The organism is Streptomyces sp. NPDC055400 (assembly GCF_053644375.1).
The window spans coordinates 78,739-103,740 of record NZ_JBSHLM010000021.1 but is presented as its reverse complement, the minus strand read 5'-3'; the positions used below and the strand labels follow the sequence as shown (position 1 = coordinate 103,740).

Below are 25,002 nucleotides of genomic sequence, written 5' to 3'. Positions count from 1 at the left end.
AGGGTGGTATCTCATCCAATGGACATCCGACCAGGAGGGCCGCCTCAGTGACCAGCGAGCTGCGTCGTCTGCGCAATTACATCGACGGTGAGTTCCGGGACGCCGCCGACGGACGGACCACCGAGGTGGTCAACCCGGCCAACGGTGAGGCGTACGCGACCGCCCCGCTGTCCGGCGACGCCGATGTGGACGCCGCCATGGCCGCCGCCGAGGCCGCGTTCCCGGCCTGGCGCGACCTCACGCCCAGCGAGCGCCAGAAGGCCCTCCTCAAGATCGCGGATGCGTTCGAGGAGCGGGCCGAGGAGCTCATCGCCGCCGAGGTCGAGAACACCGGCAAGCCGACCGGTCTGACCCGGTCCGAGGAAATCCCGCCCATGGTCGACCAGATCCGCTTCTTCGCGGGTGCGGCGCGCATGCTCGAGGGCCGCTCGGCCGGCGAGTACATGGAGGGCCTGACCTCGATCATCCGCCGCGAGCCCATCGGCGTCTGCGCCCAGGTCGCGCCGTGGAACTACCCGATGATGATGGCCGTCTGGAAGTTCGCCCCGGCGCTCGCCGCGGGCAACACGGTCGTCCTGAAGCCGTCGGACACCACCCCGGCGTCCACGGTCCTGATCGCCGAGATCATCGGCTCCATCGTCCCCAAGGGCGTCTTCAACGTCATCTGCGGTGACCGCGAGACCGGCCGCGCGATGGTCGAGCACAAGACCCCGGCGATGGCCTCCATCACCGGCTCCGTGCGCGCCGGCATCTCGGTCGCCGAGTCCGCCGCCAAGGACGTCAAGCGCGTCCACCTGGAGCTCGGCGGCAAGGCCCCGGTCGTCGTGTTCGAGGACACCGACATCGCCAAGGCCGTCGAGGACATCTCGGTGGCGGGCTTCTTCAACGCGGGCCAGGACTGCACCGCCGCCACCCGCGTCCTCGTCCACGAGTCCATCCACGACGAGTTCGTCCAGGCCCTCGCCAAGGCGGCGGCCGACACGAAGACCGGCCAGCCGGACGACGAGGACGTGCTCTACGGGCCCCTCAACAACCCGAACCAGCTCGCCCAGGTCACCGGCTTCATCGAGCGCCTCCCGGCGCACGCCAAGGTCGAGGCCGGCGGCCACCGCGTCGGCGACAAGGGCTACTTCTACGCCCCGACCGTCGTCTCGGGCGTCAAGCAGGACGACGAGATCATCCAGAACGAGGTCTTCGGCCCTGTCATCACCGTCCAGTCCTTCGCGGACGAGGCGCAGGCCGTCGAGTGGGCGAACGGCGTGGAGTACGCGCTGGCCTCCTCGGTCTGGACGAAGGACCACGCGCGCGCGATGCGCATGTCCAAGATCCTCGACTTCGGCTGTGTCTGGATCAACACCCACATCCCGCTGGTCGCAGAGATGCCCCACGGCGGCTTCAAGAAGTCCGGCTACGGCAAGGACCTGTCGGCGTACGGCTTCGACGACTACACGCGCATCAAGCACGTCATGACGTCGATCGAGGGCTGATCAGCGGCACCGATCCGCTCCCACCGCCCCCGCGTGGCTCCGGCCGCGCGGGGGCGGCGGCGTGTCCGGGGGCGCTGCGGCGCGGCGGGCGCCGGGTGATCGACAGTGTGTCGGCTCTCACCCCGTCGGCTCGACGCAGCGTCCATTGTCCGGGTCCGCCGGGCGCGGGCATCCTGCACAGGTGCGAGCGACCCCGAGGAACCCCAAGCCGTCCCTGTCCCGCCGTTCCCTGATGCGTGCCCTGGGCGGTGGCGCCACGGCCGCCGCGGTCGGCGCGCTCGCCTCGGGGTGCGGTGTGCCCGCCGCCTACGTCGCGCCGGGAGACCGCGCCGCGACCGACCGGTCCGGCAGCGACAAGCGGCTCGTCTTCGCCAACTGGCCGCTCTACATCGACGTGGACGACGACGATCCGTCGAAGCGGCCCACGCTCGACGCGTTCCGGAAGCAGACCGGGATCGACGTCAAGTACACCGAAGAGATCAACGACAACGACGAGTTCTTCGGCAAGATCAGCCCGTCCCTGATGAACCATCAGAAGACCGGCCGGGACCTCATCGTCATCAGCGACTGGATGTGCGCCAAGTTCGTGACGCTCGGCTGGGTCCAGGAGATGGACCGCGCCCGTCAGCCCCACGTGACCAAGTACCTCGACCCGCTGCTGCGTTCACCGCACTTCGACCCCGGCCGCAAGTACACCGTGCCGTGGCAGTCCGGCATCACCGGCATCGCGTACAACAAGCGCAGGGTCGGACGCGAGATCAGGCACGTGTCCGATCTGTGGGCGGCCGACCTCAAGGGCAAGGTCACCCTGTTGTCCGGGCTCGACGAGTCGTTCGCGCTGCTCATGCAGGGCAACGGCGTCGACATCACCCGGTGGACCCCGGACGACTTCCACCATGTGTGCGACCAGGTCGAGAAGCTCGTCAAGAGCCACCACATCCGCCGCTTCACCGGCAACGACTACATCAAGGACCTCTCCAGCGGCGACGTCCTCGCCTGCCAGGCCTACAGCGGTGACGTCATCCAGCTCCAGGCCGACGACCCGGACATCGAGTTCGTCGTGCCCCAGGAGGGCGGTGAGCTGTGGGCCGAGTCGCTGATGATCCCCAACCTCGCCGACCACAAGCGCAACGCCGAGCGCCTCATCGACTTCTACTACCGGCCGGAGGTCGCCGCCGAGCTGGCCACCTGGGTCAACTACGTGAGCCCTGTGCCGGCCGCCCGCGAGATCCTCGCCGGCTCCAAGGACAAGGACACCGCGGCCCTCGCCGAGGACCCGCTGATCTTCCCCGACGACACGATGCGCGCGCGGCTCGCCATCGCGCGCGACATCACGTCGAAGGAACGCCCGGAACTCGCCAAGCGGTGGAACGCGATCGCTGGGCTGTGAGAGGGCCGGCCGGTTCCGGCGCCGTCAGTTCCACAGGGGCGTGGTCATGACCCGATGGGACGCGGCCGGGTGGCCCTGCGGGTAGGTGAGCGTGATGCGCGAGTAGTGCCGGCGGTCCTGGTGCTTGGTCCAGTACTCCGGCCGGTCGAGGCGGACCGTGACGCGGTACGAGCGGAACTTGCCCGCCGCGCAGTACGGCTTGCAGTCGTTGACCACGCTCGTACCCGTGGCCATCGCCGTGGACGTGCCCCAATGCGACCACTTGAGCGAGGTGAGGAGGCTGTTGCCGTCCCCGCACGCGAGCATGAAGTCGGTGGGCCGCACCTGTGGGTGCCAGGTGCAGTCGACGAGCACGGTGTCGGTGTTCTTCTGCTGCGGTTTCGGCGCCGCGGTGGACGCTGAGGCCGGAACCATGGCTGCTGCGAGGGTGCCGGCCGCACAGAGTGTGAGTGCCGTCTTCAGTGTTTTGCTCCTCAAAGTACCCTCCCGGCAGATCGGGGGGCCCTGGGCCCCGTGGTGCTCGTTCCGACGCTAAAGGGGTCCCGTGAGATGCGCCACTCGAACGGGTCAGCACCGCACGGACGGGGTACTCGCGGGCCGGTCAGCCCTTGACCGCCGCCATGATGATCCGCTCGGCGACGGGATTCATCGCGTCGCCCTTGGCGTCCGTCGCGCCGACGGAGTAGACCACGGTCCGTGACAGATCGCGGGTCGCGGCGACCCCGGTCACGTACCCGTAGCGGGATCCGGACTTGCCCCAGTACACCGAGCCGCCGGCCACGATGCGCTGGAGGCCCGCGCTCATGGTCGCCCCCGGCACGTCCGACGGCACCGTGAACATCTCCTTGAGCTGGGGCGCGGGCACGAGCCGGCCGCGGAAGAGCGCCCGCAGCAGCCGCTCCAGGTCCGCCGTCGTGGAGATCATGTCGCCGGCCGCCCACCGGTCGGACTGGTTCCACTCGGTCACGTCGACGAACCGGCCGCCGTCCAGCTGGTAGCCGCGGTTGTGCGGGCCGTGGATCACGGGGTCGGCGCCGGGGAACGACGTGGCGCGCATCCCGGCGGGACGCAGGACGCGCCGGGTGGCCTCGTCCGCGTACGTGTGGCCCGTGACCTTCTCGATCAGCATGCCTAGAACCGTGTAGTTGATGTTGAGGTACTGCTGTTGCCCGCCCGGGTCGAACGACGGTCCCTTCGCGAGTGCCGACGCCACGACGGCCTGCGGGGTGAGGGTGTCGAAGCGGTGCGCGCAGGCGTCCTCGAAATCGTCGCCGAAGCCGTCACCGGCCTGGATGCCGCTGGTGTGGTTCAGCAACCGGCGTACGGATATGGGCCGGAAGCCCTTCCCCTTGAAGAGGTCCGGCAGATAGTGCTGCACCGGCGCGTCCAGACTCACGCGGCGCTCGGCGGCGAGCTGGAGCACGACCGCCGCCGTGACGACCTTCGTCGTCGAGCCCGCGCGGAACCGGCCGCCGTCGAGCGCGGCACGGCCCGAGGCCAGGTCACGCACGCCGGAACTGCCGCGCCACGTGCCGTCCGTGCCGCCGACCCGCACGAGCGCGGCAGTCGCGTCCGCATCCGGCAGCCCGGAGATCGCCTCGCGCAGCGCGGCCGCGTCCGGGCGGTCCGCCGCGGCCGACGCGCGGGCGGGTGCGTCCGCCAGGGCCGGTACGGCGAGCGGGCCCGCGGCGAGGCCGAGGACGAGGGCGCAGGCAAGGACGGTACGGCGGGTGCGTGCGGGCATGCGGCGCTCCTGGTGAGGTGAGGCGGTCCTGCGGACACGACCATCCTGCGGGGGCCGAAAGAGCTCCGGATCGTCGGTGAGGAGGGCGCCTCCCCTGGAGTCGGCCAGGGTCAACCGGCCCCGGAGCGAAGGAAGTTGTCGGGGTTCACCCCTAGGGCCGTGGTGCGGGTGGTCAGTTGCCGCGCAGCCCGCACAGCACGTCGATGCGGTTCGTCGTGATCGAGTCGACGCCGAGGTCGAGGAGGCGGCGCATCGCCGACTTCGTGTCCGGGGTCCACGAGGAGACCAGCAGGCCCTGGCGGTGCACATGGGCCGCCAGCTCCCGACTGACCAGCGGGAAACGGTAGTTGAGCCAGGCCGGCCTGACCGCTTCGAGCACCCCGGGCCGCGGCGGGGCCAGCGTCGTCCACGTCAGCGCGATCTCGGCGGCCGGGTCCGCGCGCCGCACCGACAGCATCGTCTCCGTGCCCGCGCAGTAGTAGGCACGCTCGTCGGCGCCGCAGTCCCGGATGACCCCGACGACCGTACGGACCGCGCGCGCGTCCGCGCCCGGCAGGTCCACCATCACCCGCCGCTCGGCCAGTACCTCCATGGCCTGTTCGAGGGTGGGCACGCCGCCCGCGGTGAGGCCGCGCACCTCGTCGTACGAGAGCGCGGAGAGCGGGCGGTCGTGGTCCCACAGCCGCTTGAGAGTGGAGTCGTGCAGCAGCACGGGCACGCCGTCGCGGGTCAGCCGGACGTCGATCTCGACCGCGTCCGCCCCCTGCTCCAGTGCGGAGCGCAGGGAGGCGAGGGTGTTCTCACGGACGCGGTAGGGGTCGCCCCGGTGGGCCACGGCAGTCACGGTATGCATGGCCCCATTGTGGTCAGCCGGTCAGGCCCCGGCGAGCCACGTGTCCGTGTACGTCTCGATCTCCGCGGCGATACGGGCCTTGCCCGGCTCGTCGAGGAACGACGCGTCCACCGCGTTCCTGGCGAGCGCGGCCACGCCCCGCTCGTCGAGGCCGAGGAGGCGGGCGGCGACGGCGTACTCCTTGTTGAGGTCCGTGCCGAACATCGGCGGGTCGTCGGAGTTGACCGTGACGACGACCCCGGCGTCGACGAACTGCTTGATGGGGTGCTCCTCCAGGGTGCTCACGGCGCGCGTCGCGATGTTCGACGTCGGGCAGACCTCGAGCGGGATGCGGTGCTCGGCGAGGTGGGCGAGAAGCTCCGGGTCCTGCGCGGACGTCGTGCCGTGGCCGATGCGTTCGGCGCCGAGGTGGACCAGGGCGTCCCAGACCGTGCCGGGGCCCGTGGTCTCGCCGGCGTGCGGCACGGAGTGCAGGCCCGCGGCGATCGCCCGGTCGAAGTACGGCTTGAACTGGGGCCGAGGCACGCCGATTTCGGGCCCGCCGAGCCCGAAGGAGACGAGGCCCTCCGGACGGATCGTGTCGGTGGTCGCGAGCCGCACGGTCTCCTCGGCGGACTCGAGCCCCGCCTCGCCGGGGACGTCGAAGCACCACCGCAGGATGGTGCCGAACTCGGCCTCGGCCGCCTTGCGGGCGTCCTCGATCGCCTCCATGAAGCCGTACTCGTCGATGCCGCGGCGGACGGAGGAGTACGGGGTGATGGTCAGCTCGGCGTACCGCACGTTCTGACGGGCCATGTCCCGCGCGACCTCGAACGTGAGGAGGCGGACGTCCTCCGGCGTGCGCACGAGGTCGACGACCGAGAGGTACACGTCGATGAAGTGCGCGAAGTCCGTGAACGTGAAGTAGTCGGCCAGCGCCTCGGGGTCCGTCGGGACCTTGGAGTCCGCGTGGCGGGCCGCGAGCGTGGAGACGATCCGGGGGGACGCCGAGCCGACATGGTGCACATGCAGTTCTGCCTTTGGCAGTCCGGCGATAAAGGCATGCAGATCGGTCACGGATTCCTCCCCAGGAACTTGGATGATCGGCTGATCGGGTGGGTCGCAGTCATCGTAGGCGGGCCACGGACGCGACCTGGCGGCGGCCGTAGCATGACGGGACGTCCGGGTGGGAGAAGAAGGGGGACGAGCGAGCGATGTCCGAGGACACAGAGGGCAGAGAGGGCGCCGAGGGCGCTGAGGGTGGCTACGGTTCGGCGGCCGCGCCGGAGCGGGGGCCGGGGGATCAGCCTGGGGGCAGGGTGTCCCTGGGGAAGCGGGAACCGGACCCGTGGGCGGCTCCGGCGGAGACGGGCCCGCGGGACGCCGTGCCGGGGGATGCGGCACAGGAGGCCGGGCCGGTCACTCCGGCGCCGGTGAACCCGTTCGCGCCGCCGTCCCACGCGGAAACGCAGGTGGACCCCTTCGCCGCGCCCTCTGCACCCACGTCGCCCAGCGAGCCGTACAACCCGTTCGCCCCGCCCTCCCCGGGCGCCGCGACGGCCCCCGGCCGCTGGTCACAACAGCCGCACCAGCCATACCAGCCGCAAAGCCCGCACCCGCACGCCCAGCCGCCGGGTGCCGCCTACGGCATGCCCCCCGGCTATCCGGCGGCGCAGGCCGGGGCCCCCTGGGCGCCGGGGGCCAACCCCTTCGCGCCGCCCGGTGAGCCCGTGCCCCCGCCGCCCGTCTCGCCCGACGGGCCGGGGCAGATGCAGTACGGCTACCCGGCCGCCCCGTACGGCTACGGCTACGGCCGGCACGCGGCGACCGGTCCGGGCTCGACGGCCCACGGCGTTCCCGGCTACGGCTGGCCGGGGATGCAGCCGCAACCCGCCAACGGCATGGGCGTCGCCGCTCTGACGCTCGGGATCATCTCGGCCGCCGCCTTCATCCTGTGGCCGATCGCGATCATCGTCGGCATCCTCGCCATCATCTTCGGCGCGATCGGCCGCGCGAAGGCGAGCCGGGGCGAGGCCACCAACCGGGGCCAGGCCCTGGCCGGACTGATCTGCGGCATCGGCGGTCTGGTGCTCGCGCTGGTCATGATGTTCTTCGTCATCGCCTACAGCGACTCGTCGAGCGACAGCGACAGCAGCGACGACAGCGGCTACTCCGCCACTCTGTAGGACACCGCCAACGGGGGCCGGGCCGTCAGGCCCGGTCCGCCAGCCGCTCACGCGCCGCCATCAGCGCGAACCCCAGCAGGTTGAGCCCGCGCCACCGTCTCGGATCGGCGGCCGCCTCCGCGTCGGCCGCGAGCCCGATGCCCCACACGCGGTCGAGCGGGCTTGCCTCGACCAGGACCCTCCCCCAGCCTTCGGCCGGGGGGACCCCCCTCTCGCTTCGCTCGCCCGTCCCGAGCAGGAACTCCCGCAGATCCGCGTGGGCCGCGAACTTGTGCACGCTGCCCTCGACGACGATCCCGAACCGCTCGCGCGCCCAGACGTCCTCGTCGAAGCCGCGCACGAGGCGCCCCGCTTTCTTGGCCTGCGAGGGATGCGCCGCCCCGACGGCTCTGCGCTCGGCCTCCGCGTCCCCGAACAGCCGGGCCTTCGCGGCCATCATCCAGTGCTCGGCCGTCGCGTACTCGACGTCGTCCACCGTGAACGGCGCCGGCCACCACTGACTGAGGCAACTCGCCCCGACCGTGCCGTCCGCCCGCGGTGTGTGCCCCCAGAAGTGCAGGTACTTGACCCGTACACCCGCTTCCACCGCCCTGACCAGCGAGTCCTGATCGTGGATGGTCGCGTTCCCCTCAAGCTTGTCGATCTTCCCCATGCACGCGAGTCTGGCACGCACCACGGACACTCCGTCCTTGGTTTTTCAGGGGGACTCGACACCTGGTCGACAGATTCCGTCGCGTAACCAAAAGGCAACAACGGAATCACTTGTTGCAGTACATCGCCTCTGTCAGGATCGGCACTCAAATCGAGCTGGAGCTACGCCGGCCTCGCGGGACGGGGCTTTGGCGGAGGAGAGCGATAATGCACAACCCTGGCAACAGCACCCGCTTCCAGGCCCAGGACCGGTTCGCCGAAGGCGCCCAGTACATCGCGGGCCGCCTCACCAAGGGCACATCCGGCCGCACCCACGCAGTCGTCGACCCGGCCACCGGCCAGGACGTCTACACGTACGAGCTGGCCGGCACCGAGGACGTCGACGCCGCGGTGGCCGCGGCCCGCGAGGCCTTCCCCGGCTGGGCCGGCGCCACGCCGGGCGAGCGTTCCGACGCGATGCACCGCTTCGCGGGCGTCCTTGCCGAGTGCGCCGAGGACCTCGCGCAGGCCGAGTCTCTGCAGTGCGGCAAGCCCCTCAAGCTGAGCCGCGAGTTCGACGTCCCCGGGACCGTCGACAACACCGCGTTCTTCGCGGGCGCCGCCCGGCACCTCCAGGGCCAGTCCGCCGGCGAGTACAGCGGCGACCACACCTCGTACGTGCGGCGTGAGCCCATCGGTGTCGTCGGGTCCATCGCTCCCTGGAACTACCCGCTCCAGATGGCCGCCTGGAAGGTCCTTCCGGCGATCGCCGCAGGCAACACCATCGTGCTCAAGCCCGCCGAGCTGACCCCGCTCACCTCCCTCCTGTTCGCGCAGGCCGCGACCGAGGCGGGCATCCCCGACGGTGTCGTCAACATCGTCACGGGCGCGGGCAGGGACGCCGGCGAGCACCTCGTCGGACACCCCGACGTCGCCATGACCTCCTTCACCGGGTCGACGGGCGTCGGCAAGCGCGTCGCCGAGATCGCCACCTCCACCGTGAAGCGGCTGCATCTGGAGCTGGGCGGCAAGGCGCCGTTCGTCGTCTTCGACGATGCCGACCTGGAGGCCGCCGTGCACGGCGCGATCGCGGGCGCCCTGATCAACACGGGCCAGGACTGCACAGCCGCCACGCGCGCGTACGTGCAGCGCCCCCTCTACGACGCCTTCGTGCAGGGCGTCGCGGACCTCATGGAGGGCATCCGGGTCGGCGACCCGTTCGCGCCGGACACCGACCTCGGTCCGCTGATCTCGCACGCCCAGCGCGACCGCGTCGCCGGATTCGTCGACCGGGCCCGCTCCTACGCGCGCGTGGTCGCCGGCGGCGTCATCCCCCGGGGCGACCTCAAGCAGGGCGCGTACTACCGGCCGACCCTCGTCGCGGACGCCGCCCAGGACAGCGAGATCGTCCAGGCCGAGATCTTCGGCCCGGTGCTCGTCGTGCTGCCCTTCGACAGCGACGACGAGGGCATCCGCCTCGCCAACGACACCCCCTACGGCCTGGCCGCCTCGGCCTGGACCAGGGACGTGTTCCGGGCGAACCGCGCCACCCGCGAGATCAAGGCGGGCTGTGTCTGGGTCAACGACCACATCCCGATCCTCAGTGAGATGCCGCACGGCGGCTACAAGGCGTCCGGCTTCGGCAAGGACATGTCTGCCTACTCCTTCGAGGAGTACACGCAGATCAAGCACGTCATGTTCGACAACACGGCGGTCGCCCGGAAGCACTGGCACCGCACGATCTTCGGGGACCGATAGTCGTCAGGCCGCCCTCGGGGCGGCCGCACCCTCTCCCGTAAGGGACCCTCCCGAAAGGGCAACCAAGCGCATGGAGCAGTACGAGCCCGACAGCATGTCCCCGGTACAACTCGCCGCCATGCGGCGCAGTTTCCAGAGCGGCAGGGCGGCCATGACCCGCCGTTCCCTGCTGCGCGCCTCCGCGGGCGGCGCGCTGGCCGTCGGCGGGATCGGGGCGCTGAGCGCCTGCGGCATCCCCGCGGCGAGCAAGAGCCAGGGCGGCGTCTCGTCCGAGGACCACTCGGCCGACGAGAAGGTGATCAACTTCTCCAACTGGACCGAGTACATCGACCTCAGCGACGACGAGAAGCACCGGCCCTCCCTGGAGGCGTTCACCAAGCGCACCGGGATCAGGGTCAAGTACACCGAGGACATCAACGACAACGTCGAGTTCTTCGGCAAGATCAAGCCGCAGCTCGCGGCGGGCCAGGACACCGGCCGGGACATCATCGTCCTGACCGACTGGCTGGCCGCCCGGCTGATCCGCTTCGGCTGGGTGCAGAAGCTCGACCCGGCCAACCTGCCCCACGCGTACGCGAATCTGTCCGCCCAGTTCCGCAGCCCCGACTGGGACCCGGGCCGTGCCTACTCGTACCCGTGGCAGGGCATCGCCACGGTCATCGCGTACAACTCCAAGGCCACGAACGGCAAAGAGGTCACCTCCGTCTCGCAGCTGCTCGACGACCCCAAGCTCAAGGGCAAGGTCGGCCTGCTCTCCGAGATGCGCGACAGCGTCGGCATGACCCTGCTCGACATGGGCAAGGACCCGGGCACCTTCACGTCCGACGACTTCGACGCGGCGATGGCCCGGATGCAGAAGGCCGTCGACAGCAAGCAGGTCCGCCGCTTCACCGGCAACGACTACATCGCCGACCTGAGCAAGGGCGACCTCGCGGCCTGTCTCGCCTGGGCGGGCGACATCGTCCAGCTCCAGGCGGACAACCCGGACGTCAAGTTCCATATCCCCGACGCCGGTTACATCTCGTCGACCGACAACATGCTGATCCCCAACAAGGCCCGTCACAAGACGAACGCCGAGAAGCTCATGGACTACTACTACGAGCTGCCGGTCGCCGCCGAAGTCGCCGCCTGGATCAACTACGTGACGCCCGTGGACGGCGTGAAGCCCGAACTGGCCAAGATCGACAAGAGCATCGCGAACGACCCGCTGATCGTTCCCGACAAGACCATGAGTGCCAAGGCGCACGGTTTCCGCTCTCTCACCTCCAAGGAAGAGACGGCGTTCGAACAGAAGTTCGCCCAGCTCACCGGCGCGTGAGACCCGCAGCACCGAGCCCCCCGCCCCCTCGACTCCTTGGACTGCACCATGACGACAGAAAACGGCGGCGACGTCCGCCTTGCCGGGATCAGTAAGACCTACGGCTCCTTCACCGCCGTCCATCCGCTGGACCTGACCGTGCCGCAAGGCTCCTTCTTCGCCCTCCTCGGCGCCTCGGGCTGCGGCAAGACCACGACCCTGCGGATGATCGCCGGGCTCGAGGAGCCCAGCTCCGGGACGGTCATGCTCGGCGACCAGGACGTCACCGCGCTGCCCCCCTACAAGCGCCCCGTGAACACCGTCTTCCAGTCGTACGCGCTCTTCCCGCACCTCGACATCTTCGAGAACGTCGCCTTCGGCCTGCGCCGTCGCGGCATCAAGTCCGTGAAGAAGCAGGTCGGGGAGATGCTCGACCTGGTCCAGCTCGGCGAGCAGGCCCGCAAGAAGCCGCACCAGCTCTCCGGCGGCCAGCAGCAGCGCGTCGCCGTGGCGCGCGCCCTGATCAACCACCCCAAGGTGCTGCTCCTCGACGAGCCGCTCGGCGCCCTCGACCTCAAGCTGCGCCGCCAGATGCAGCTCGAACTCAAGCGCATCCAGACCGAGGTGGGCATCACGTTCATCCACGTCACGCACGATCAGGAGGAGGCCATGACCATGGCCGACACGGTCGCCGTGATGAACGCGGGCCGCGTCGAACAGCTGGGCGCCCCGGCGGACCTGTACGAGAACCCGGGGTCCACGTTCGTCGCCAACTTCCTCGGCACGTCCAACTTCATCGAGGCCGAGGTCGCCGGCCGCAGCGGCGAGGACCTCACCCTGAAGGCCGGCGACGGCAAGCTCGTACTGCCCGCCGCCCGCTGTACGGCCGCCGCCACCACGGGCGGGAAGGTCCTCGTCGGGGTGCGCCCCGAGAAGATCTCCCTCACCCACGCCGATGACGCGGGCTCCATACCCGACGGCCGCAACCGCATCACCGGCCGTGTCGCCGACAGCAGCTTCATCGGCGTCTCCACGCAGTACGTCGTCGACAGCCCGCTCTGCGACGCCTTCGAGGTCTACTCCCAGAACATCGAACGCGACATTCGGCTCACCCCCGGTGCCGAGGTCGTCCTGCACTGGAACCCCGCGCACACCTTTGGCCTCGACGCCGCCCAGTCCATGCTTGCTGGAACAACGGGCTCGGCGGGCGCCGCGAAGGTCGAGGAGGACGCCGCCGCATGACGACCGTCACCAAGACGCCGGAGGCGGCGCTCGACGCCCCGGCCGAAACACCCCGCAGGCCCCGCAAGCGCGGCCGTCTCGTCCCCTACTGGCTGCTGCTGCCGGGACTGCTCTGGCTGGTCGTCTTCTTCGCCCTGCCGATGGTCTACCAGGCGTCCACGTCGATCCAGACGGGTTCCCTGGAGGACGGCTTCAAGGTCACCTGGCACTTCGCGACCTACTGGCACGCACTCGACGACTACTGGCCGCAGTTCCTGCGCTCGGTGCTCTACGCGGGCGCCGCCACGATCCTCTGCCTGGCGCTCGGCTACCCGCTGGCCTACCTCATCGCCTTCCGCGCGGGACGCTGGCGCAACGTCGTCCTCATCCTCGTCATCGCGCCGTTCTTCACCAGCTTCCTGATCCGCACGCTGGCCTGGAAGACGATCCTGTCCGACGGTGGCCCGGTCGTCAGCACGCTGAACACCCTGCACATCCTGGACGTCACGAGCTGGATCGGCATGACGGACGGCGACCGCGTCCTCGCGACCCCGCTCGCCGTGATCTGCGGACTCACGTACAACTTCCTGCCGTTCATGATCCTGCCGCTCTACACCTCGCTGGAGCGCATCGACGGCCGGCTGCACGAGGCGGCGGGCGACCTGTACGCCTCGCCCGCCACCACCTTCCGCAAGGTGACGTTCCCGCTCTCCATGCCGGGTGTCGTCTCCGGCACACTGCTCACCTTCATTCCCGCCGCCGGTGACTACGTCAACGCGGACCTGCTCGGCTCCACCGACACCCGCATGGTCGGCAACGTCATCCAGACGCAGTTCCTGCGCATCCTGGACTACCCGACGGCGGCGGCGCTCTCCTTCATCCTGATGGCCGCGATCCTGATCATGGTCACCGTCTATATCCGCCGGTCTGGAACGGAGGACTTGGTCTGATGCCCTTCGTACGCTGGCTGCGCCGCAATCTCGTCGTCATCGCGGGTCTGGTCACCCTCGGCTATCTGCTCCTGCCCAACGTCATCGTGACGGTGTTCTCCTTCAACAAGCCGAAGGGGCGCTTCAACTACGAGTGGCAGCAGTTCTCCCTCGACGCGTGGACGAACCCGTGCGGCGTCGCCGACATGTGCGGCTCGCTGTCCCTGAGCCTCCAGATCGCCCTGTGGGCGACGATCGGCGCCACCGTCCTCGGCACGATGATCGCCTTCGCCCTGGTCCGCTACCGCTTCCGGGCCCGCGGCGCCGTGAACTCGCTGATCTTCCTGCCGATGGCGATGCCCGAGGTCGTCATGGCCGCCTCGCTGCTCACGCTCTTCCTCAACATGGGCGCGCAGCTGGGCTTCTGGACGATTCTCATCGCCCACATCATGTTCTGCCTCAGCTTCGTCGTGACGGCCGTCAAGGCACGCGTCATGTCGATGGACCCGCGCCTCGAACAGGCCGCCCAGGACCTCTACGCCGGTCCCGTCCAGACCTTCGTACGGGTCACCCTGCCGATCGCCGCGCCGGGCATCGCCGCGGGCGCGCTGCTCGCCTTCGCGCTCTCCTTCGACGACTTCATCATCACCAACTTCAACGCGGGCTCGACCGTGACCTTCCCCATGTTCGTCTGGGGATCGGCGCAGCGCGGTACGCCCGTGCAGATCAATGTCATCGGTACGACGATGTTCATCGTCGCCGTGCTGCTGGTCCTTGCCGCCATGCTGATCGGCAAGCGAAAGAACAAGGCAGTTTGAGGGAGTTGAAATCATGGCCGCACGTGCCATGAACCGTGGTACCGACTGGATCAAGTCACTGGCGGACGCCAAGCCGCTGTCCTACTGGCTGGACGACCCCGGCCGGCCCGGGGCCCAGCCGGCGCTCACCGGCGACGAACACTGCGACCTGCTCGTCGTCGGCGGCGGCTACAGCGGCCTGTGGACCGCGCTCCTCGCCAAGGAGCGCGACCCCGGGCGCGACGTGGTCCTGCTCGAAGGGCAGGAGGTGGGCTGGGCGGCGTCCGGCCGCAACGGAGGATTCTGCGCCGCCTCCCTGACGCACGGCGTCGCGAACGGGCTGGCCCGCTGGCCCGGCGAGATCGCGAAACTGGAGGAGCTCGGCAACCGCAACCTCGACGCGATCGAGGAGGCGGTCGCCCGCTACTCCATCGACTGCGACTTCGAGCGCACCGGCGAGCTGGACGTGGCCACCGAGCCGCACCAGGTCACCGAACTCCGGGAATTCCACCAGGAGCTGACCGAGGCGGGCCTCGCCGGCGGCACCGAGCTCCTCGACGCCGACGCGACCCGCGAACAGGTCGACTCGCCGACCTTTCTCGGCGCCCTGTACGACCGGCGCGGTGTCGCGATGCTGCACCCCGCCAAGCTCGCCTGGGGCCTCAAGCAGGCCTGCCTCGACCTCGGCGTGCGCTTCTACGAGCACACCCCGGCGCTCGAACTCTCCTCGTCCGGCGCCGGGACCGCGGCCCGCACCCCCTACGGGCGCGTCTTCGCCCAGCACGTCGCGCTCGGCACGAACGTCTTCCCGTCCCTGGTCAAGCGCGTGCGCTCGTACACCGTCCCGGTCTACGACTATGCGCTGATGACCGAGCCACTCGACCACGACCAGCTGGCCTCCATCGGCTGGAAGAACCGCCAGGGCCTCGGCGACTCGGCCAACCAGTTCCACTACTTCCGGCTCTCGGCGGACAACCGGATCCTGTGGGGCGGTTACGACGCGATCTATCCGTACGGCGGCCGGGTACGCGCCGAGTACGACCACAGGCCCGAGACGTACGCGAAGCTCGCCGGCCAGTTCTTCACCTGCTTCCCGCAGCTGGAGGGGGTGCGCTTCAGTCACGCGTGGGGCGGCGCCATCGACACGTGCTCCCGCTTCTCGGCGTTCTTCGGCACGGCCCACAAGGGCCGCGTCGCGTACGCCGCCGGGTACACCGGCCTCGGCGTGGGCGCGACCCGCTTCGGCGCGGACGTGATGCTCGACCTGCTCTCCGGTGAGCGCACGGAGCGTACGGAGCTGGAGATGGTCCGCACGAAGCCGCTGCCCTTCCCGCCCGAGCCGTTCGCCTACACCGGGATCGCGCTCACCAAGTGGTCCCTGGCGCGCGCCGACGACAACGGCGGCCGGCGCAACCTGTGGCTGAAGGCGATGGACAAGGCGGGGCTCGGCTTCGACAGCTGACACGTCCCGAACCACCGGTCCGGATCGACAAGCCCGGAACAACTGGTGGGCAGAACCCGCGTAATGCTCGCGGCCCGGCCTCCTCTTCCTGGTGACACGCACAGCTTTCGGCAACTGCGTACCAGGAAGAGGAGGTCCCGCCATGACTGGCTCGGGGGCGAAGTCGGCGGTCGAGTGGCTGGCGTCCGTGGCACCTGACCCGGACGCCTGCCGCTGGGAATGGGAGCGCAACCCCCTCGGGGTCGCGCTCCTTCCCGCGGGCAGGCTCTGGGACGTACTGATCCTTACCGGCGAACTGGGCTATCCGACGCTCGACGTGCTCACCCGTGTCATCGACCGGCCGGGCCCCGTGCTCGCCGACTTCGGTGACGCCCGCATGGGCTTCTTCGTGCCCTCCGGCACGGCCGCCCGCTGGCTCGGCACGGGGGTGCGCGGCGCGGGCCGCGGCACCTGGATCGTCGTGCCGCATCCCCTTCCCGGCCGCGCCGCCGGCGGGGTCCGCTGGCTGATCCCGCCCGACGGCTCGGGCACCCTCACCGACCCGACCGTCCTGGAGCTGGCGATGCACGAGGCGGCCGCGCAGCTCGCCCGGGACGACATCCACGAGTAGCCCGATGGGCCGGGCGGGTCAGCCGCGGGGCGCCCGGCCCGCCCACACCGCGCACATGACGTACAGCAGGACCACCGAGAGGCACCAGCCGCCGACGACGTCCAGCGGCCAGTGGTAGCCGCGCCGCACCAGACCGAGGCCGACGGCCGCGTTCAGGGCCGTGCAGCCGATGACGAGTTCGCGGCGCGCGTAGGCGCCGCGCACGTACGGCAGCAGGAGGAGCAGGCAGGCGCCGTACGCGACCGCCGCCGTCGTCGCGTGGCCCGACGGGTAGAAGCCGGTGCCGGGGCCCATCACGGCCGGGCCCGTCCGGGCGACGGTGTCCTTGACCGGGACGACCAGGAGCGGGACGGCGGCCATCGTCAGCGCGGCGGTGACCGGGGGCTTCCACCAGCGGGGCGCGCCGTCGCGACGTGCGCGCCAGGCGGCGTAGCCGAGGACGGCGGCGAGGACCGGGAGGGCGACGGCGACGCTGCCGAGGTCGGCGAGGAGTTCGGCGGCCCGGTTCGGCAGGCGGCTGGATCCGATCGCGTCACCGAGGCGTTCGTCCGCGCGGCGCAGCGCACCGCCGACGGCGATCTGCCAGGTGAGGAAGAGGAAGAGCAGGGCGCTCAGAACGGCGGCCCAGCGGAAAACGGTCGGCCGCCCCGGAACAGGGGGGGTAGTTCCGAGGCGGCCGATCTGATCGGTTTGCCGCACGCCCCGGGGGGTCTGGGGCGGGCGGCCATCCGATCGGTGAGGAGTTCCGGAGCCGGAAGCTCCGGGTGTGTGCGCGAGGGCACGACCAGGGCGGGGCTGGGGAGGCTCCGTCCCGGTTTCGCCCACAGTCCCCTGTGGGCGGGGTGTTTCTCTCATCTGCAGGAACCGTACGGCAGGGCGTGGGCGTCCGACAGCGGGTACAGCAACCCGTCATCGGCCCCGCACACGTTCTTCACACGCCCTGACCGTTGCCTGGAGTCGCCGTCGCGGCTCAGACGCCCGCGAACGCGGTCTCGATGATGTCCAGGCCCTCGTTGAGCAGGTCGTCACCGATGACGAGCGGGGGAAGGAAGCGCAGCACGTTGCCGTAGGTGCCACAGGTGAGGACCAGCAGACCCTCGGCGTGGCAGGCCTTGGCGAGCGCGGCGGCGGCGGCCGGGTGCGGCTCCTTGGTGGCCTTGTCCTTGACGAGCTCGATGGCGATCATCGCGCCGCGGCCACGGATGTCGCCGATGATGTCGAACTTCTCGGCCATGGTCGCGAGGCGGGCCTTCATGACGGCCTCGATGTTCTTCGCCTTGGCGTTGAGGTCGAGCTCCTTCATGGTCTCGATGGCGCCGAGCGCACCGGCGCAGGCCACCGGGTTGCCGCCGTAGGTGCCGCCGAGGCCGCCCGCGTGCGCGGCGTCCATGATCTCGGCGCGGCCCGTCACGGCGGCGAGCGGCAGGCCGCCCGCGATGCCCTTGGCGGTCGTGATCAGGTCGGGGACGATGCCCTCGTCCTCGCACGCGAACCACTGGCCGGTGCGGCAGAAGCCGGACTGGATCTCGTCCGCGACGAAGACGATGCCGTTGTCCGCGGCGAACTGGCGGATCGCGGGCAGGAAGCCCTTCGCCGGCTCGATGAAGCCGCCCTCGCCGAGGACCGGCTCGATGATGATCGCGGCGACGTTGTCGGCGCCGATCTGCTTGGTGATCTGGTCGATCGCCTGGGCGGAGGCCTCGGCGCCCGCGTTCTCCGCGCCGGTCAGCCAGCGGTAGCCGTAAGCCACCGGCACGCGGTAGACCTCGGGCGCGAACGGGCCGAAGCCGTTCTTGTACGGCATGTTCTTGCTGGTCAGCGCCATCGTCAGGTTCGTACGGCCGTGGTAGCCGTGGTCGAAGACGACGACGGCCTGGCGCTTGGTGTACGCACGGGCGATCTTGACGGCGTTCTCGACGGCCTCGGCGCCCGAGTTGAACAGCGCGGACTTCTTGGCGTGGTCACCCGGCGTGAGCTCGGCCAGCGCCTCGGCGACGGCGACGTATCCCTCGTACGGCGTGACCATGAAACAGGTGTGGGTGAAATCCTGCAGCTGGGCGGAGGCGCGGCGCACGACGGCCTCGGCGGAGGCGCCGACCGAGGTCACGGCGATGCCGGAACCGAAGTCGATCAGGCGGTTGCCGTCGACGTCCTCGATGATGCCGCCGCCGGCGCGGGCGGTGAAGACCGGCAGCGTGGAGCCCACGCCGGCCGCGACCACGGCGGCACGTCGGGCCTGCAGCTCCTGCGACTTCGGACCGGGGATGGCGGTGACGACGCGGCGCTCCTGCGGGACTGCGCTCATGCGGGGCTCCTGGTTCTGTGTTCGGGCCCGGTTTCGCCGGGTTGATGCGGGGGTTCCCTCGCAGGTTAGGTGCGGGGTCGGGGGGCGGTCATGCTCCATCGGGGTGGTGTCCGGGAGGGATGTTGTCCACAGTGGACACTTGGGTGCGCCGCCACCTACGAGCCCGCAGGGCGCGTAGTCGGTGAACTCCCTTGGTCCTGCGACTAGATTGAGGCCGGACCGAGGCGCTGAGCACGGACGGACCGGCAGGTCAGGGGGCACGGGCAGATGGACACCGAGGGAACGCACGAGGCACGCGAGGGACAGCGGGCCCCCACACCGGTGCCGCGCCCCGCCCAGCCTGCGGCCGCAGCGCCCGCCGCCCTGGCCCCGCCGATGCCCCGGCAGCCGCCCGCCGCCCGCGCCGCGTCCGTCGCCGACTGGCTGGCCACCCCCCGGCCCGAGACGGCGCCCGGCATCTGGCGGTTCGGGTACCGGCCGCCGGCGCCCGAGCCGGACCTCGAGGGCGACCGGCGCAGGCGCGTCCTCGGACTCGTTGTCTCGACCGTGCTCGGCCTGCTGTTCTGGTCGCTGTGGCGGCACGGCAGCATCCCCTACCAGTGGGCCCTGCTGAGGCTGTTCACGCCGGGCGACTGGTGGTGGGGCGGCAGCGCCCAGCCCAAGCAGTGGCAGGGCAACGACGCCCTCGCGGTCTACGACGGACTGGTCTTCGGCGCGCTCGTCTACGCCGTAGGCCGGCTCGGCGCCTGGCCGGAGGCGATCCGGCACTTCGTGGTGCGCCGACCGCAGCCGTCCCGCGCTCTGATCGCCTCGTTCGGCGCCGTCGCGGTCCTCGTCTTCGTGTGGCCGGGCTCCCTCGGCCTGGACTGGCGGCCGCTGCCCGTCGTCAATCCGGTCCTCTCCCTGGTGGCGCTCGTCGCGGGCGGCTACGACGTGTTCACCTCCGCGATCGTCACCGACGTCATCTACACCGTGATCACGGTCGCCGTGCTGTGGCCCTTCGCCCGGCTCGGCGGCTGGTGGGGGGCGCTGCGCTCCGCCCGCCGCGGCACGACCCCCGCCCGTCCGCCCCGCAGGCCCACGCCCCCGCCCCCGCCCGCCGCGGAGACCGGCCGGGCGCACTGGCCCGCGCTGCGCGCCGCGGGACAGGACGAGGCGGCCGACCTGCTCTCCGCCGAACTGCTCGGCGGGCGCATGAACGACGTCGACTGCGCCCGCGTCAGCCATGTCTGGCAGGCCGCCACCGGACCGGCCGCCCGCGACTCGTTCGCCGCCACCGTCGCCCGCCACGGCGCCGCCGCCTGGGCCCACCCCTCGGGGCGGCGCGACCTGCCCGCCCGCAGCGCCGCCCACGACCTGCTCGTCGGCCAGGTCAGGATCGGCCGCTACGCCAAGGACAAGCGCAACCCGTACCCGGTCCGCGGCGCCTACGCCGCCCTCGAACCCGCCCTGCTCGGCACGTCGCTGCTGGCCGTCGGCCCCTCCGGGTCCGGCAAGACCGGCCGCCTCATGCGCCCTGTCGTCGAGGCGCTCACCCTGCAGTCCCTCACCGGGCGGGCCGCCGTCGTCGCCGTCTGCGCGGCGGGCACGGACCTCGGACCCGACGACGCGTACGACGTCGTCGTCAGGCCCGGCGACCCGGCATCGGCGTACGACCTGGACCTCTACGCGAGCTGCACCGACCCGGACGAGGCGGCCGCCTTCCTCGCCGAGGGACTGGTCGGCGACCTCGAAGCCGTCGACACCCGGCGCGCGGCGACCGCGCTCGCCCAGCTGCTCGGCCCCTACCGCAGCGCCCACGGCCGCTTCCCCTCCGTCCCCGTGCTGCGCGAACTGCTCGAAGGGGAGCCCGCCGCCCTCGCCGCTCTCAAGGCGGACCTGGCGGAAGGGAACGCCGCCATGCGCCGCGAACTCGACGCCCGGATGCGGCAGTCGGGCACGGCCGGCGACCCTGGGCCCGCGCTCGCCGACCGGCTCGCGGTGCTCGACCGCCCCGCCTTCGCCGAGTTCTTCGACACCAGCGGCGAGGGCCGCCCCTTCTCGCTGCGGGCCGTCGCCCACCATCCGGTCAGCGTCCGCGTCGACCTGCCCGAGCAGGGCCACGAGGAGGCGTCGCGGCTCCTCGCCCGACTGCTGCTCGCCCAGTTCTCGTACGTCGCACGCGGCGGCGCGAGCCGGCAGCACTTCGCCTGCCTGGTCCTCGACGACGCGGCCCGCACCCTGACCGCCGAGAGCGTGCGCGCCGTGCAGCGGCTGCGGTCGCTGAACGCGGGCGTCGTGCTCGGCCTGCGCACGATCGGCGAGGTGCCCGAGCCGCTGCAGGGACCGCTGTACGCGGCGGCCGGCTGCCGGATGGCGTTCGCGGGGGTCACGACATGGGACGGGCGGCGGTTCGCCGAGGCCTGGGGCACCGAGTGGGTGGAGACGACGGAGGTCGCCCGTCACACCGTCTTCGCCGACCAGCCGATGACCCGCGCCCTGCACTCGCTGCGCAAGTTCGTCACCGGCAAGGCCGTCACCACCGACGCCGTCACGGTCCGCAAGGTCGAGCGCGAGCGCTGGTCCGCCTCCGACCTGGCGCACGCCGTGCCGCCCGGCCACGCCGTCCTGTCCGTGACGACGGTGCGGGGCGAGCACGCGCCCCCGCTCCTGGTGGACCTGCGCGACTGAGGCGGTCCGGTGTGCGGGGAGGCCGCAGACGTACGTACGGTGAGGCAGAATCGACACTGGTCGTTCATACGTACCGGCCAAAAGATCCACGGGATCCACCCCTCACCCGAGCATCACCTGTCGCACACCTGAAGGCCTCATGCCGCCCACGCTCGCCTCCCTCGTCCATCACTCCGCGCTCAAGCTGACCGTGCGCGCCGGGGAGGAACGGCTGGACACCGCTGTGCGCTGGGCCCACGTCAGTGAGCTCGCCGACCCCGTGCCGTACATGGAGGGCGGCGAACTGCTCCTGTTCACCGCGCTCAAGCTGGACGCGGAGGACCCGGAGACGATGCGCCGCTATGTGAAGCGGCTCGCGGGCGCCGGAGTCGTCGGGCTCGGCTTCGCCGTCGGCGTCAACTACGACGCCGTCCCGCGGGCGCTCGTCGACGCGGCGCGCGAGGAGGAGTTCCCGCTCCTCGAAGTGCCGCGCCGCACCCCCTTCATCGCCATCAGCAAGGCCGTCTCCGCCGCCATCGCCGCCGACCAGTACCGCGCCGTCACCGCCGGGTTCGCCGCCCAGCGCGAGCTGACCAAGCAGGCGCTGAGCGGCGGGCCCGAGGGGCTGCTCGGCGCGCTCGCCGGCCAGGTCGACGGCTGGGCCGCGCTGTACGACGCCTCGGGCGCCGTGGTCGCGGCCGCGCCGGAGTGGGCCGGGCGCCGGGCGGCCCGGCTGGTCGGCGACGTCGAGCGGCTGCGCGAGCGGCCCGCCCCGGCCAGCGCCGTCGTCGGCGGCAGCGAACAGCACGGCGGCGGGGACGAGGACCGCGTAGAACTGCACTCCCTCGGCACCGGACGCAGGCCCCGCGCCGCCCTCGCCGTGGGCACCGCCGCGGCCCTCGGCACCGCCGAGCGTTACGCGCTGCACTCCGCGATCGCCCTGCTCACCCTCACCACCGAGCGCTCCCGCTCGCTGCACGCGGCCGAGCAGCGGATCGGCGCGGCGGTCCTGCGGATGCTGCTCGCGGGGGAGCCCGAGCACGCCAGGACCGTCGCCGGTGACCTGTACGGAGGGCTGCTCGACGCGCCCTTCCGGATGATCGTCGCCGAGGTCGCGTCCGCGTCGGCGGGCCGCGCGCACGCCGACGGGCACGCGCGCGTGGCCCTCGACAAGCCGGAGCGGCCCGCGCCGGGCACGGGGGCGGCGGCCGTCGGCGCCTGTGGGGACCCGCTCACCGGGCTCGCCGACGTCGTGGAGGCCGCCGCGGCCCGCTCCGGGGAGGCCGTCCTCGTGGTGCCCGACGGTGACCGGCTCGTGCTGCTCGCCGCCGACGGCGGGGCGGCGACGGGCGCCTGCACCCAGTACGCCGAGGCCCTGGAGACGGCCCGCCTGACGCAGCGCGAGCAGGGCTGCGCGGGCGAGGACGACGAACTCGTGGTGGGCCTGTCCGCACCGGCCGGGCCGATCGCCGCCGCGACCGCCTACAAGCAGGCCGAACAGGCCCTCTCCGTCGCCCGGCGGCGCGGGCGCGCCCTCGTCGAGCACGAGGAGGTCGCGGCGGGCTCCGTCCTGCCGCTGCTCGCCGACGACGCCGTACGCGCCTTCGCCGACGGTCTCCTGCGGGCCCTGAAGGACCACGACGCGACCGGCCGCGGCGACCTCGTGGCGTCGCTGCGCGCCTGGCTCTCGCGGCACGGCCAGTGGGACGCGGCCGCCGCCGACCTCGGTGTGCACCGGCACACCCTGCGTTACCGGATGCGGCGCGTCGAGGAGATCCTCGGCCGCTCGCTGGACGATCCGGACGTGCGCATGGAGCTGTGGCTGGCCCTCAAGGCGACGGCCGCGGGCGGCGAATAGGCCCGCCGGGCCCGCCCTTCAGGAGCAGACCCGCGCCCGCCTCTGCCAAAGCGGCGCGCCGCACTCGCGGACTCCGACAGGTCGGACAAACACGGCTCCGCCTCCGCCCGCCTACCGTTGGTCCGGAAAGACCCCCAGTACACACCCACTGCGGAAGGGCCGGGACCGACTATGACCGCCACTCACGCCTTCTGGCTCGCGGGCCGCGAGGCCACCGGTGACGCCACCTTCGACGTCACCAACTCCTACGACGGTCGGCTGGTCGGCAAGGTCAGCGTGCCCACGGACGCGCAGGTCGAGGAGGCCGTCGCCGCCGCGTACGCCGTCCGCGACGAGTTCGCCGCCACCCCCGCCCACGTACGGGCCAAGGCCCTCAACCACGTGGCCGACCGGCTGACCGAGCGCACCGAGGAGATCGCCCAGCTGATCTCCGCCGAGAACGGCAAGCCCATCAAGTGGGCGCGCGGTGAGGTCGGCCGTGCCGTCTCCGTCTTCCGCTTCTCCGCCGAGGAGGCCCGCCGCTTCAACGGCGGCGAGGCCCAGCGCCTCGACACCGACGCGGGCGGCACCGGCCGGCTCGCCCTGACCCGCCGCATTCCGCACGGCGTGGTCCTCGGCATCGCGCCGTTCAACTTCCCGCTGAACCTCAGCGCCCACAAGGTCGCCCCGGCCATCGCCGTCGGTGCCCCGATCATCCTGAAGCCGGCCCCGGCCACGCCGATCTCCTCGCTGATCCTCGGCGAGCTGCTCGCCGAGACCGAGCTCCCGGCCGGCTCCTGGTCCGTCCTCACGGTCCCGAACGACCGCATGCCCGCCCTGGTCCAGGACGAGCGCCTGCCGGTCATCTCCTTCACCGGCTCGGGCCCCGTCGGCTACGCGATCATGGACAGCGTGCCGCGCAAGCACTGCACGCTGGAGCTCGGCGGCAACGGCGCGGCCGTCGTCCTCGGTGACTGGGCCTCGGACGAGGACCTGGACTGGGCGGCGACCCGCATCGCCACCTTCTCCAACTACCAGGGCGGCCAGTCCTGCATCTCCGTGCAGCGCGTCATCGCCGACGCCTCCCTGTACGAGCGGCTCCTGCCGAAGATCGTCGCAGCGGTCGAGGCGCAGGTCACCGGTGACCCCGCGGACGACGCCACCGACGTCGGCCCGCTGGTCAGCGAGGACGCCGCCAAGCGCGTGGAGTCCTGGGTCGACGAGGCCGTCGCCGCGGGCGCCTCGCTGCTCGCGGGCGGCAAGCGCGAGGGCGCCACGTACGCCCCGACCGTCCTCGCCGACGTGCCGGCCGACGTGACGATCTCCTGCGAGGAGGTCTTCGGACCGGTCCTCACGGTGAAGAAGGTCGACGGCGAGGCCGAGGCCTTCGCCGCGGTCAACGACTCCAAGTACGGCCTCCAGGCGGGCGTGTTCACGCACGACCTGCAGACCGCCTTCCGCGCCCACCGCGCCCTCGAGGTCGGCGGCGTGGTCATCGGCGACGTCCCGTCCTACCGCGCGGACCAGATGCCGTACGGCGGCGCCAAGCAGTCCGGCGTGGGCCGCGAGGGCGTGCGCTACGCGATGGACGACTACACGTACGAGCGCGTCCTCGTCCTGACGGGCCTCGCCCTGTAGGACCCGGCAAGACCCCGGCGTACGCCTGATCCGTACGCCGGCCATGGACGGCCGGAGCCCACTGTGCGGGGGCTCCGGCCGTCCGCGTTCCCGTGGCCCGCCATTTGACGGCGGGCCCGCCGGACCCTTGTCCCCCGAATGCCGGTACTGATGACCCGATCGGTGCGCGAGGGGTGGTCGGGTTGCCTGTTTTCGGGTACATACGACCGAGTAGCACCCGTCGGTAGCCG

20 protein-coding genes are annotated in these 25,002 nt (G+C 71.5%); 13 read left to right on the top strand and 7 right to left on the bottom strand.

What is annotated here, in order from left to right; all coding sequences use genetic code 11:
* Positions 1-47 precede the first annotated feature (47 nt).
* Together ACWIGU_RS40680 and ACWIGU_RS40675 are read left to right on the top strand one after the other, a co-directional pair.
* On the top strand, positions 48-1,487 hold the full coding sequence (locus tag ACWIGU_RS40680; RefSeq protein ID WP_453777138.1) for a gamma-aminobutyraldehyde dehydrogenase: 1,440 nt from the start codon (positions 48-50) through the stop codon (positions 1,485-1,487).
* A 232-nt stretch (positions 1,488-1,719) separates the two neighbouring features.
* Positions 1,720-2,877 (top strand): polyamine ABC transporter substrate-binding protein, encoded by a 1,158-nt coding sequence (locus ACWIGU_RS40675; RefSeq protein ID WP_454406941.1) that lies wholly within the window; start codon positions 1,720-1,722, stop codon positions 2,875-2,877.
* A 24-nt stretch (positions 2,878-2,901) separates the two neighbouring features.
* Here ACWIGU_RS40675 and ACWIGU_RS40670 read toward each other — a convergent pair whose 3' ends face one another.
* The 4 genes from ACWIGU_RS40670 to ACWIGU_RS40655 form a co-directional block, all read right to left on the bottom strand.
* Positions 2,902-3,291 (bottom strand): hypothetical protein, encoded by a 390-nt coding sequence (locus tag ACWIGU_RS40670; protein ID WP_454406863.1) that lies wholly within the window; start codon positions 3,289-3,291, stop codon positions 2,902-2,904.
* Between the two features lie 187 nt (positions 3,292-3,478).
* Positions 3,479-4,621 carry a serine hydrolase domain-containing protein gene (locus tag ACWIGU_RS40665; protein ID WP_454406861.1) on the bottom strand — a complete coding sequence of 381 codons (1,143 nt, stop codon included), beginning with the start codon at positions 4,619-4,621 and terminating at the stop codon, positions 3,479-3,481.
* Positions 4,622-4,793: 172 nt separating this feature from the next.
* The gene (locus ACWIGU_RS40660; protein WP_454406860.1) at positions 4,794-5,474 is read right to left on the bottom strand and encodes a glycerophosphodiester phosphodiesterase; all 681 of its coding nucleotides are present in this window, start codon (positions 5,472-5,474) and stop codon (positions 4,794-4,796) included.
* Positions 5,475-5,495: 21 nt separating this feature from the next.
* Positions 5,496-6,557 (bottom strand): adenosine deaminase, encoded by a 1,062-nt coding sequence (locus ACWIGU_RS40655; protein ID WP_454406940.1) that lies wholly within the window; start codon positions 6,555-6,557, stop codon positions 5,496-5,498.
* A 110-nt stretch (positions 6,558-6,667) separates the two neighbouring features.
* On the opposite strand from ACWIGU_RS40655, the gene ACWIGU_RS40650 reads away from it, so the two are divergent.
* Complete coding sequence (locus ACWIGU_RS40650; RefSeq protein WP_454406948.1) at positions 6,668-7,639, top strand: DUF4190 domain-containing protein; 972 nt, start codon at positions 6,668-6,670, stop codon at positions 7,637-7,639.
* A 25-nt stretch (positions 7,640-7,664) separates the two neighbouring features.
* On the opposite strand, the gene ACWIGU_RS40645 is transcribed toward ACWIGU_RS40650, so the two are convergent.
* The gene (locus ACWIGU_RS40645; RefSeq protein ID WP_454406859.1) at positions 7,665-8,291 is read right to left on the bottom strand and encodes an NADAR family protein; all 627 of its coding nucleotides are present in this window, start codon (positions 8,289-8,291) and stop codon (positions 7,665-7,667) included.
* 206 nt (positions 8,292-8,497) lie between these two features.
* Here ACWIGU_RS40645 and ACWIGU_RS40640 point away from each other — a divergent pair, with 206 nt between their 5' ends.
* The 7 genes from ACWIGU_RS40640 (at position 8,498) to ACWIGU_RS40610 (ending at position 16,343) form a co-directional block, all read left to right on the top strand.
* Complete coding sequence (locus tag ACWIGU_RS40640) at positions 8,498-10,027, top strand: gamma-aminobutyraldehyde dehydrogenase (protein ID WP_454406858.1); 1,530 nt, start codon at positions 8,498-8,500, stop codon at positions 10,025-10,027.
* Positions 10,028-10,097: 70 nt separating this feature from the next.
* On the top strand, positions 10,098-11,345 hold the full coding sequence (locus ACWIGU_RS40635) for an ABC transporter substrate-binding protein (RefSeq protein WP_454406856.1): 1,248 nt from the start codon (positions 10,098-10,100) through the stop codon (positions 11,343-11,345).
* Positions 11,346-11,393: 48 nt separating this feature from the next.
* Complete coding sequence (locus ACWIGU_RS40630) at positions 11,394-12,566, top strand: ABC transporter ATP-binding protein (protein ID WP_454406855.1); 1,173 nt, start codon at positions 11,394-11,396, stop codon at positions 12,564-12,566.
* Positions 12,563-13,495, top strand: a complete 933-nt coding sequence (locus ACWIGU_RS40625) for an ABC transporter permease (RefSeq protein ID WP_454406854.1) — start codon at positions 12,563-12,565, stop codon at positions 13,493-13,495. Before ACWIGU_RS40630 ends, ACWIGU_RS40625 begins: the two co-directional genes overlap by 4 nt.
* Positions 13,495-14,292, top strand: a complete 798-nt coding sequence (locus ACWIGU_RS40620) for an ABC transporter permease (protein ID WP_356282189.1) — start codon at positions 13,495-13,497, stop codon at positions 14,290-14,292. The genes ACWIGU_RS40625 and ACWIGU_RS40620 overlap by 1 nt, the downstream gene beginning before the upstream one ends.
* A gap of 13 nt (positions 14,293-14,305) precedes the next feature.
* Positions 14,306-15,733 carry an NAD(P)/FAD-dependent oxidoreductase gene (locus tag ACWIGU_RS40615; RefSeq protein ID WP_454406853.1) on the top strand — a complete coding sequence of 476 codons (1,428 nt, stop codon included), beginning with the start codon at positions 14,306-14,308 and terminating at the stop codon, positions 15,731-15,733.
* Positions 15,734-15,875: 142 nt separating this feature from the next.
* Entirely contained in the window at positions 15,876-16,343 is a 468-nt protein-coding gene (locus ACWIGU_RS40610) for a hypothetical protein (RefSeq protein WP_454406852.1), read from the top strand.
* A gap of 18 nt (positions 16,344-16,361) precedes the next feature.
* Here ACWIGU_RS40610 and ACWIGU_RS40605 read toward each other — a convergent pair whose 3' ends face one another.
* Positions 16,362-17,042 carry a phosphatase PAP2 family protein gene (locus ACWIGU_RS40605; RefSeq protein ID WP_454406851.1) on the bottom strand — a complete coding sequence of 227 codons (681 nt, stop codon included), beginning with the start codon at positions 17,040-17,042 and terminating at the stop codon, positions 16,362-16,364.
* Between the two features lie 271 nt (positions 17,043-17,313).
* Positions 17,314-18,648 carry a 4-aminobutyrate--2-oxoglutarate transaminase gene (gabT, locus tag ACWIGU_RS40600; protein WP_356282200.1) on the bottom strand — a complete coding sequence of 445 codons (1,335 nt, stop codon included), beginning with the start codon at positions 18,646-18,648 and terminating at the stop codon, positions 17,314-17,316.
* Positions 18,649-18,915: 267 nt separating this feature from the next.
* On the opposite strand from gabT, the gene ACWIGU_RS40595 reads away from it, so the two are divergent.
* From ACWIGU_RS40595 to ACWIGU_RS40585, 3 genes are all read left to right on the top strand, one after another.
* Positions 18,916-21,318 (top strand): ATP/GTP-binding protein, encoded by a 2,403-nt coding sequence (locus ACWIGU_RS40595; RefSeq protein ID WP_454406850.1) that lies wholly within the window; start codon positions 18,916-18,918, stop codon positions 21,316-21,318.
* A 139-nt stretch (positions 21,319-21,457) separates the two neighbouring features.
* The gene (locus tag ACWIGU_RS40590; protein ID WP_454406848.1) at positions 21,458-23,155 is read left to right on the top strand and encodes a PucR family transcriptional regulator; all 1,698 of its coding nucleotides are present in this window, start codon (positions 21,458-21,460) and stop codon (positions 23,153-23,155) included.
* Between the two features lie 171 nt (positions 23,156-23,326).
* Positions 23,327-24,772, top strand: a complete 1,446-nt coding sequence (locus tag ACWIGU_RS40585) for an aldehyde dehydrogenase family protein (protein WP_454406847.1) — start codon at positions 23,327-23,329, stop codon at positions 24,770-24,772.
* The last annotated feature ends 230 nt before the right edge of the window (positions 24,773-25,002 follow it).

Excerpts from the sequence above, each read along its gene's own strand:
- ACWIGU_RS40675 (WP_454406941.1), top strand. The coding sequence starts at position 1,720 with ATGCGTGCCCTGGGCGGTGGCGCCACGGCCGCCGCGGTCGGCGCGCTC.
- ACWIGU_RS40670 (WP_454406863.1), bottom strand. The coding sequence starts at position 3,291 with ATGGTTCCGGCCTCAGCGTCCACCGCGGCGCCGAAACCGCAGCAGAAG.
- ACWIGU_RS40665 (WP_454406861.1), bottom strand. The coding sequence starts at position 4,621 with ATGCCCGCACGCACCCGCCGTACCGTCCTTGCCTGCGCCCTCGTCCTC.
- ACWIGU_RS40660 (WP_454406860.1), bottom strand. The coding sequence starts at position 5,474 with ATGCATACCGTGACTGCCGTGGCCCACCGGGGCGACCCCTACCGCGTC.
- ACWIGU_RS40650 (WP_454406948.1), top strand. The coding sequence starts at position 6,668 with ATGTCCGAGGACACAGAGGGCAGAGAGGGCGCCGAGGGCGCTGAGGGT.
- ACWIGU_RS40645 (WP_454406859.1), bottom strand. The coding sequence starts at position 8,291 with ATGGGGAAGATCGACAAGCTTGAGGGGAACGCGACCATCCACGATCAG.
- ACWIGU_RS40640 (WP_454406858.1), top strand. The coding sequence starts at position 8,498 with ATGCACAACCCTGGCAACAGCACCCGCTTCCAGGCCCAGGACCGGTTC.
- ACWIGU_RS40635 (WP_454406856.1), top strand. The coding sequence starts at position 10,098 with ATGGAGCAGTACGAGCCCGACAGCATGTCCCCGGTACAACTCGCCGCC.
- ACWIGU_RS40630 (WP_454406855.1), top strand. The coding sequence starts at position 11,394 with ATGACGACAGAAAACGGCGGCGACGTCCGCCTTGCCGGGATCAGTAAG.
- ACWIGU_RS40625 (WP_454406854.1), top strand. The coding sequence starts at position 12,563 with ATGACGACCGTCACCAAGACGCCGGAGGCGGCGCTCGACGCCCCGGCC.
- ACWIGU_RS40620 (WP_356282189.1), top strand. The coding sequence starts at position 13,495 with ATGCCCTTCGTACGCTGGCTGCGCCGCAATCTCGTCGTCATCGCGGGT.
- ACWIGU_RS40615 (WP_454406853.1), top strand. The coding sequence starts at position 14,306 with ATGGCCGCACGTGCCATGAACCGTGGTACCGACTGGATCAAGTCACTG.
- ACWIGU_RS40610 (WP_454406852.1), top strand. The coding sequence starts at position 15,876 with ATGACTGGCTCGGGGGCGAAGTCGGCGGTCGAGTGGCTGGCGTCCGTG.
- gabT (WP_356282200.1), bottom strand. The coding sequence starts at position 18,648 with ATGAGCGCAGTCCCGCAGGAGCGCCGCGTCGTCACCGCCATCCCCGGT.
- ACWIGU_RS40595 (WP_454406850.1), top strand. The coding sequence starts at position 18,916 with ATGGACACCGAGGGAACGCACGAGGCACGCGAGGGACAGCGGGCCCCC.
- ACWIGU_RS40590 (WP_454406848.1), top strand. The coding sequence starts at position 21,458 with ATGCCGCCCACGCTCGCCTCCCTCGTCCATCACTCCGCGCTCAAGCTG.
- ACWIGU_RS40585 (WP_454406847.1), top strand. The coding sequence starts at position 23,327 with ATGACCGCCACTCACGCCTTCTGGCTCGCGGGCCGCGAGGCCACCGGT.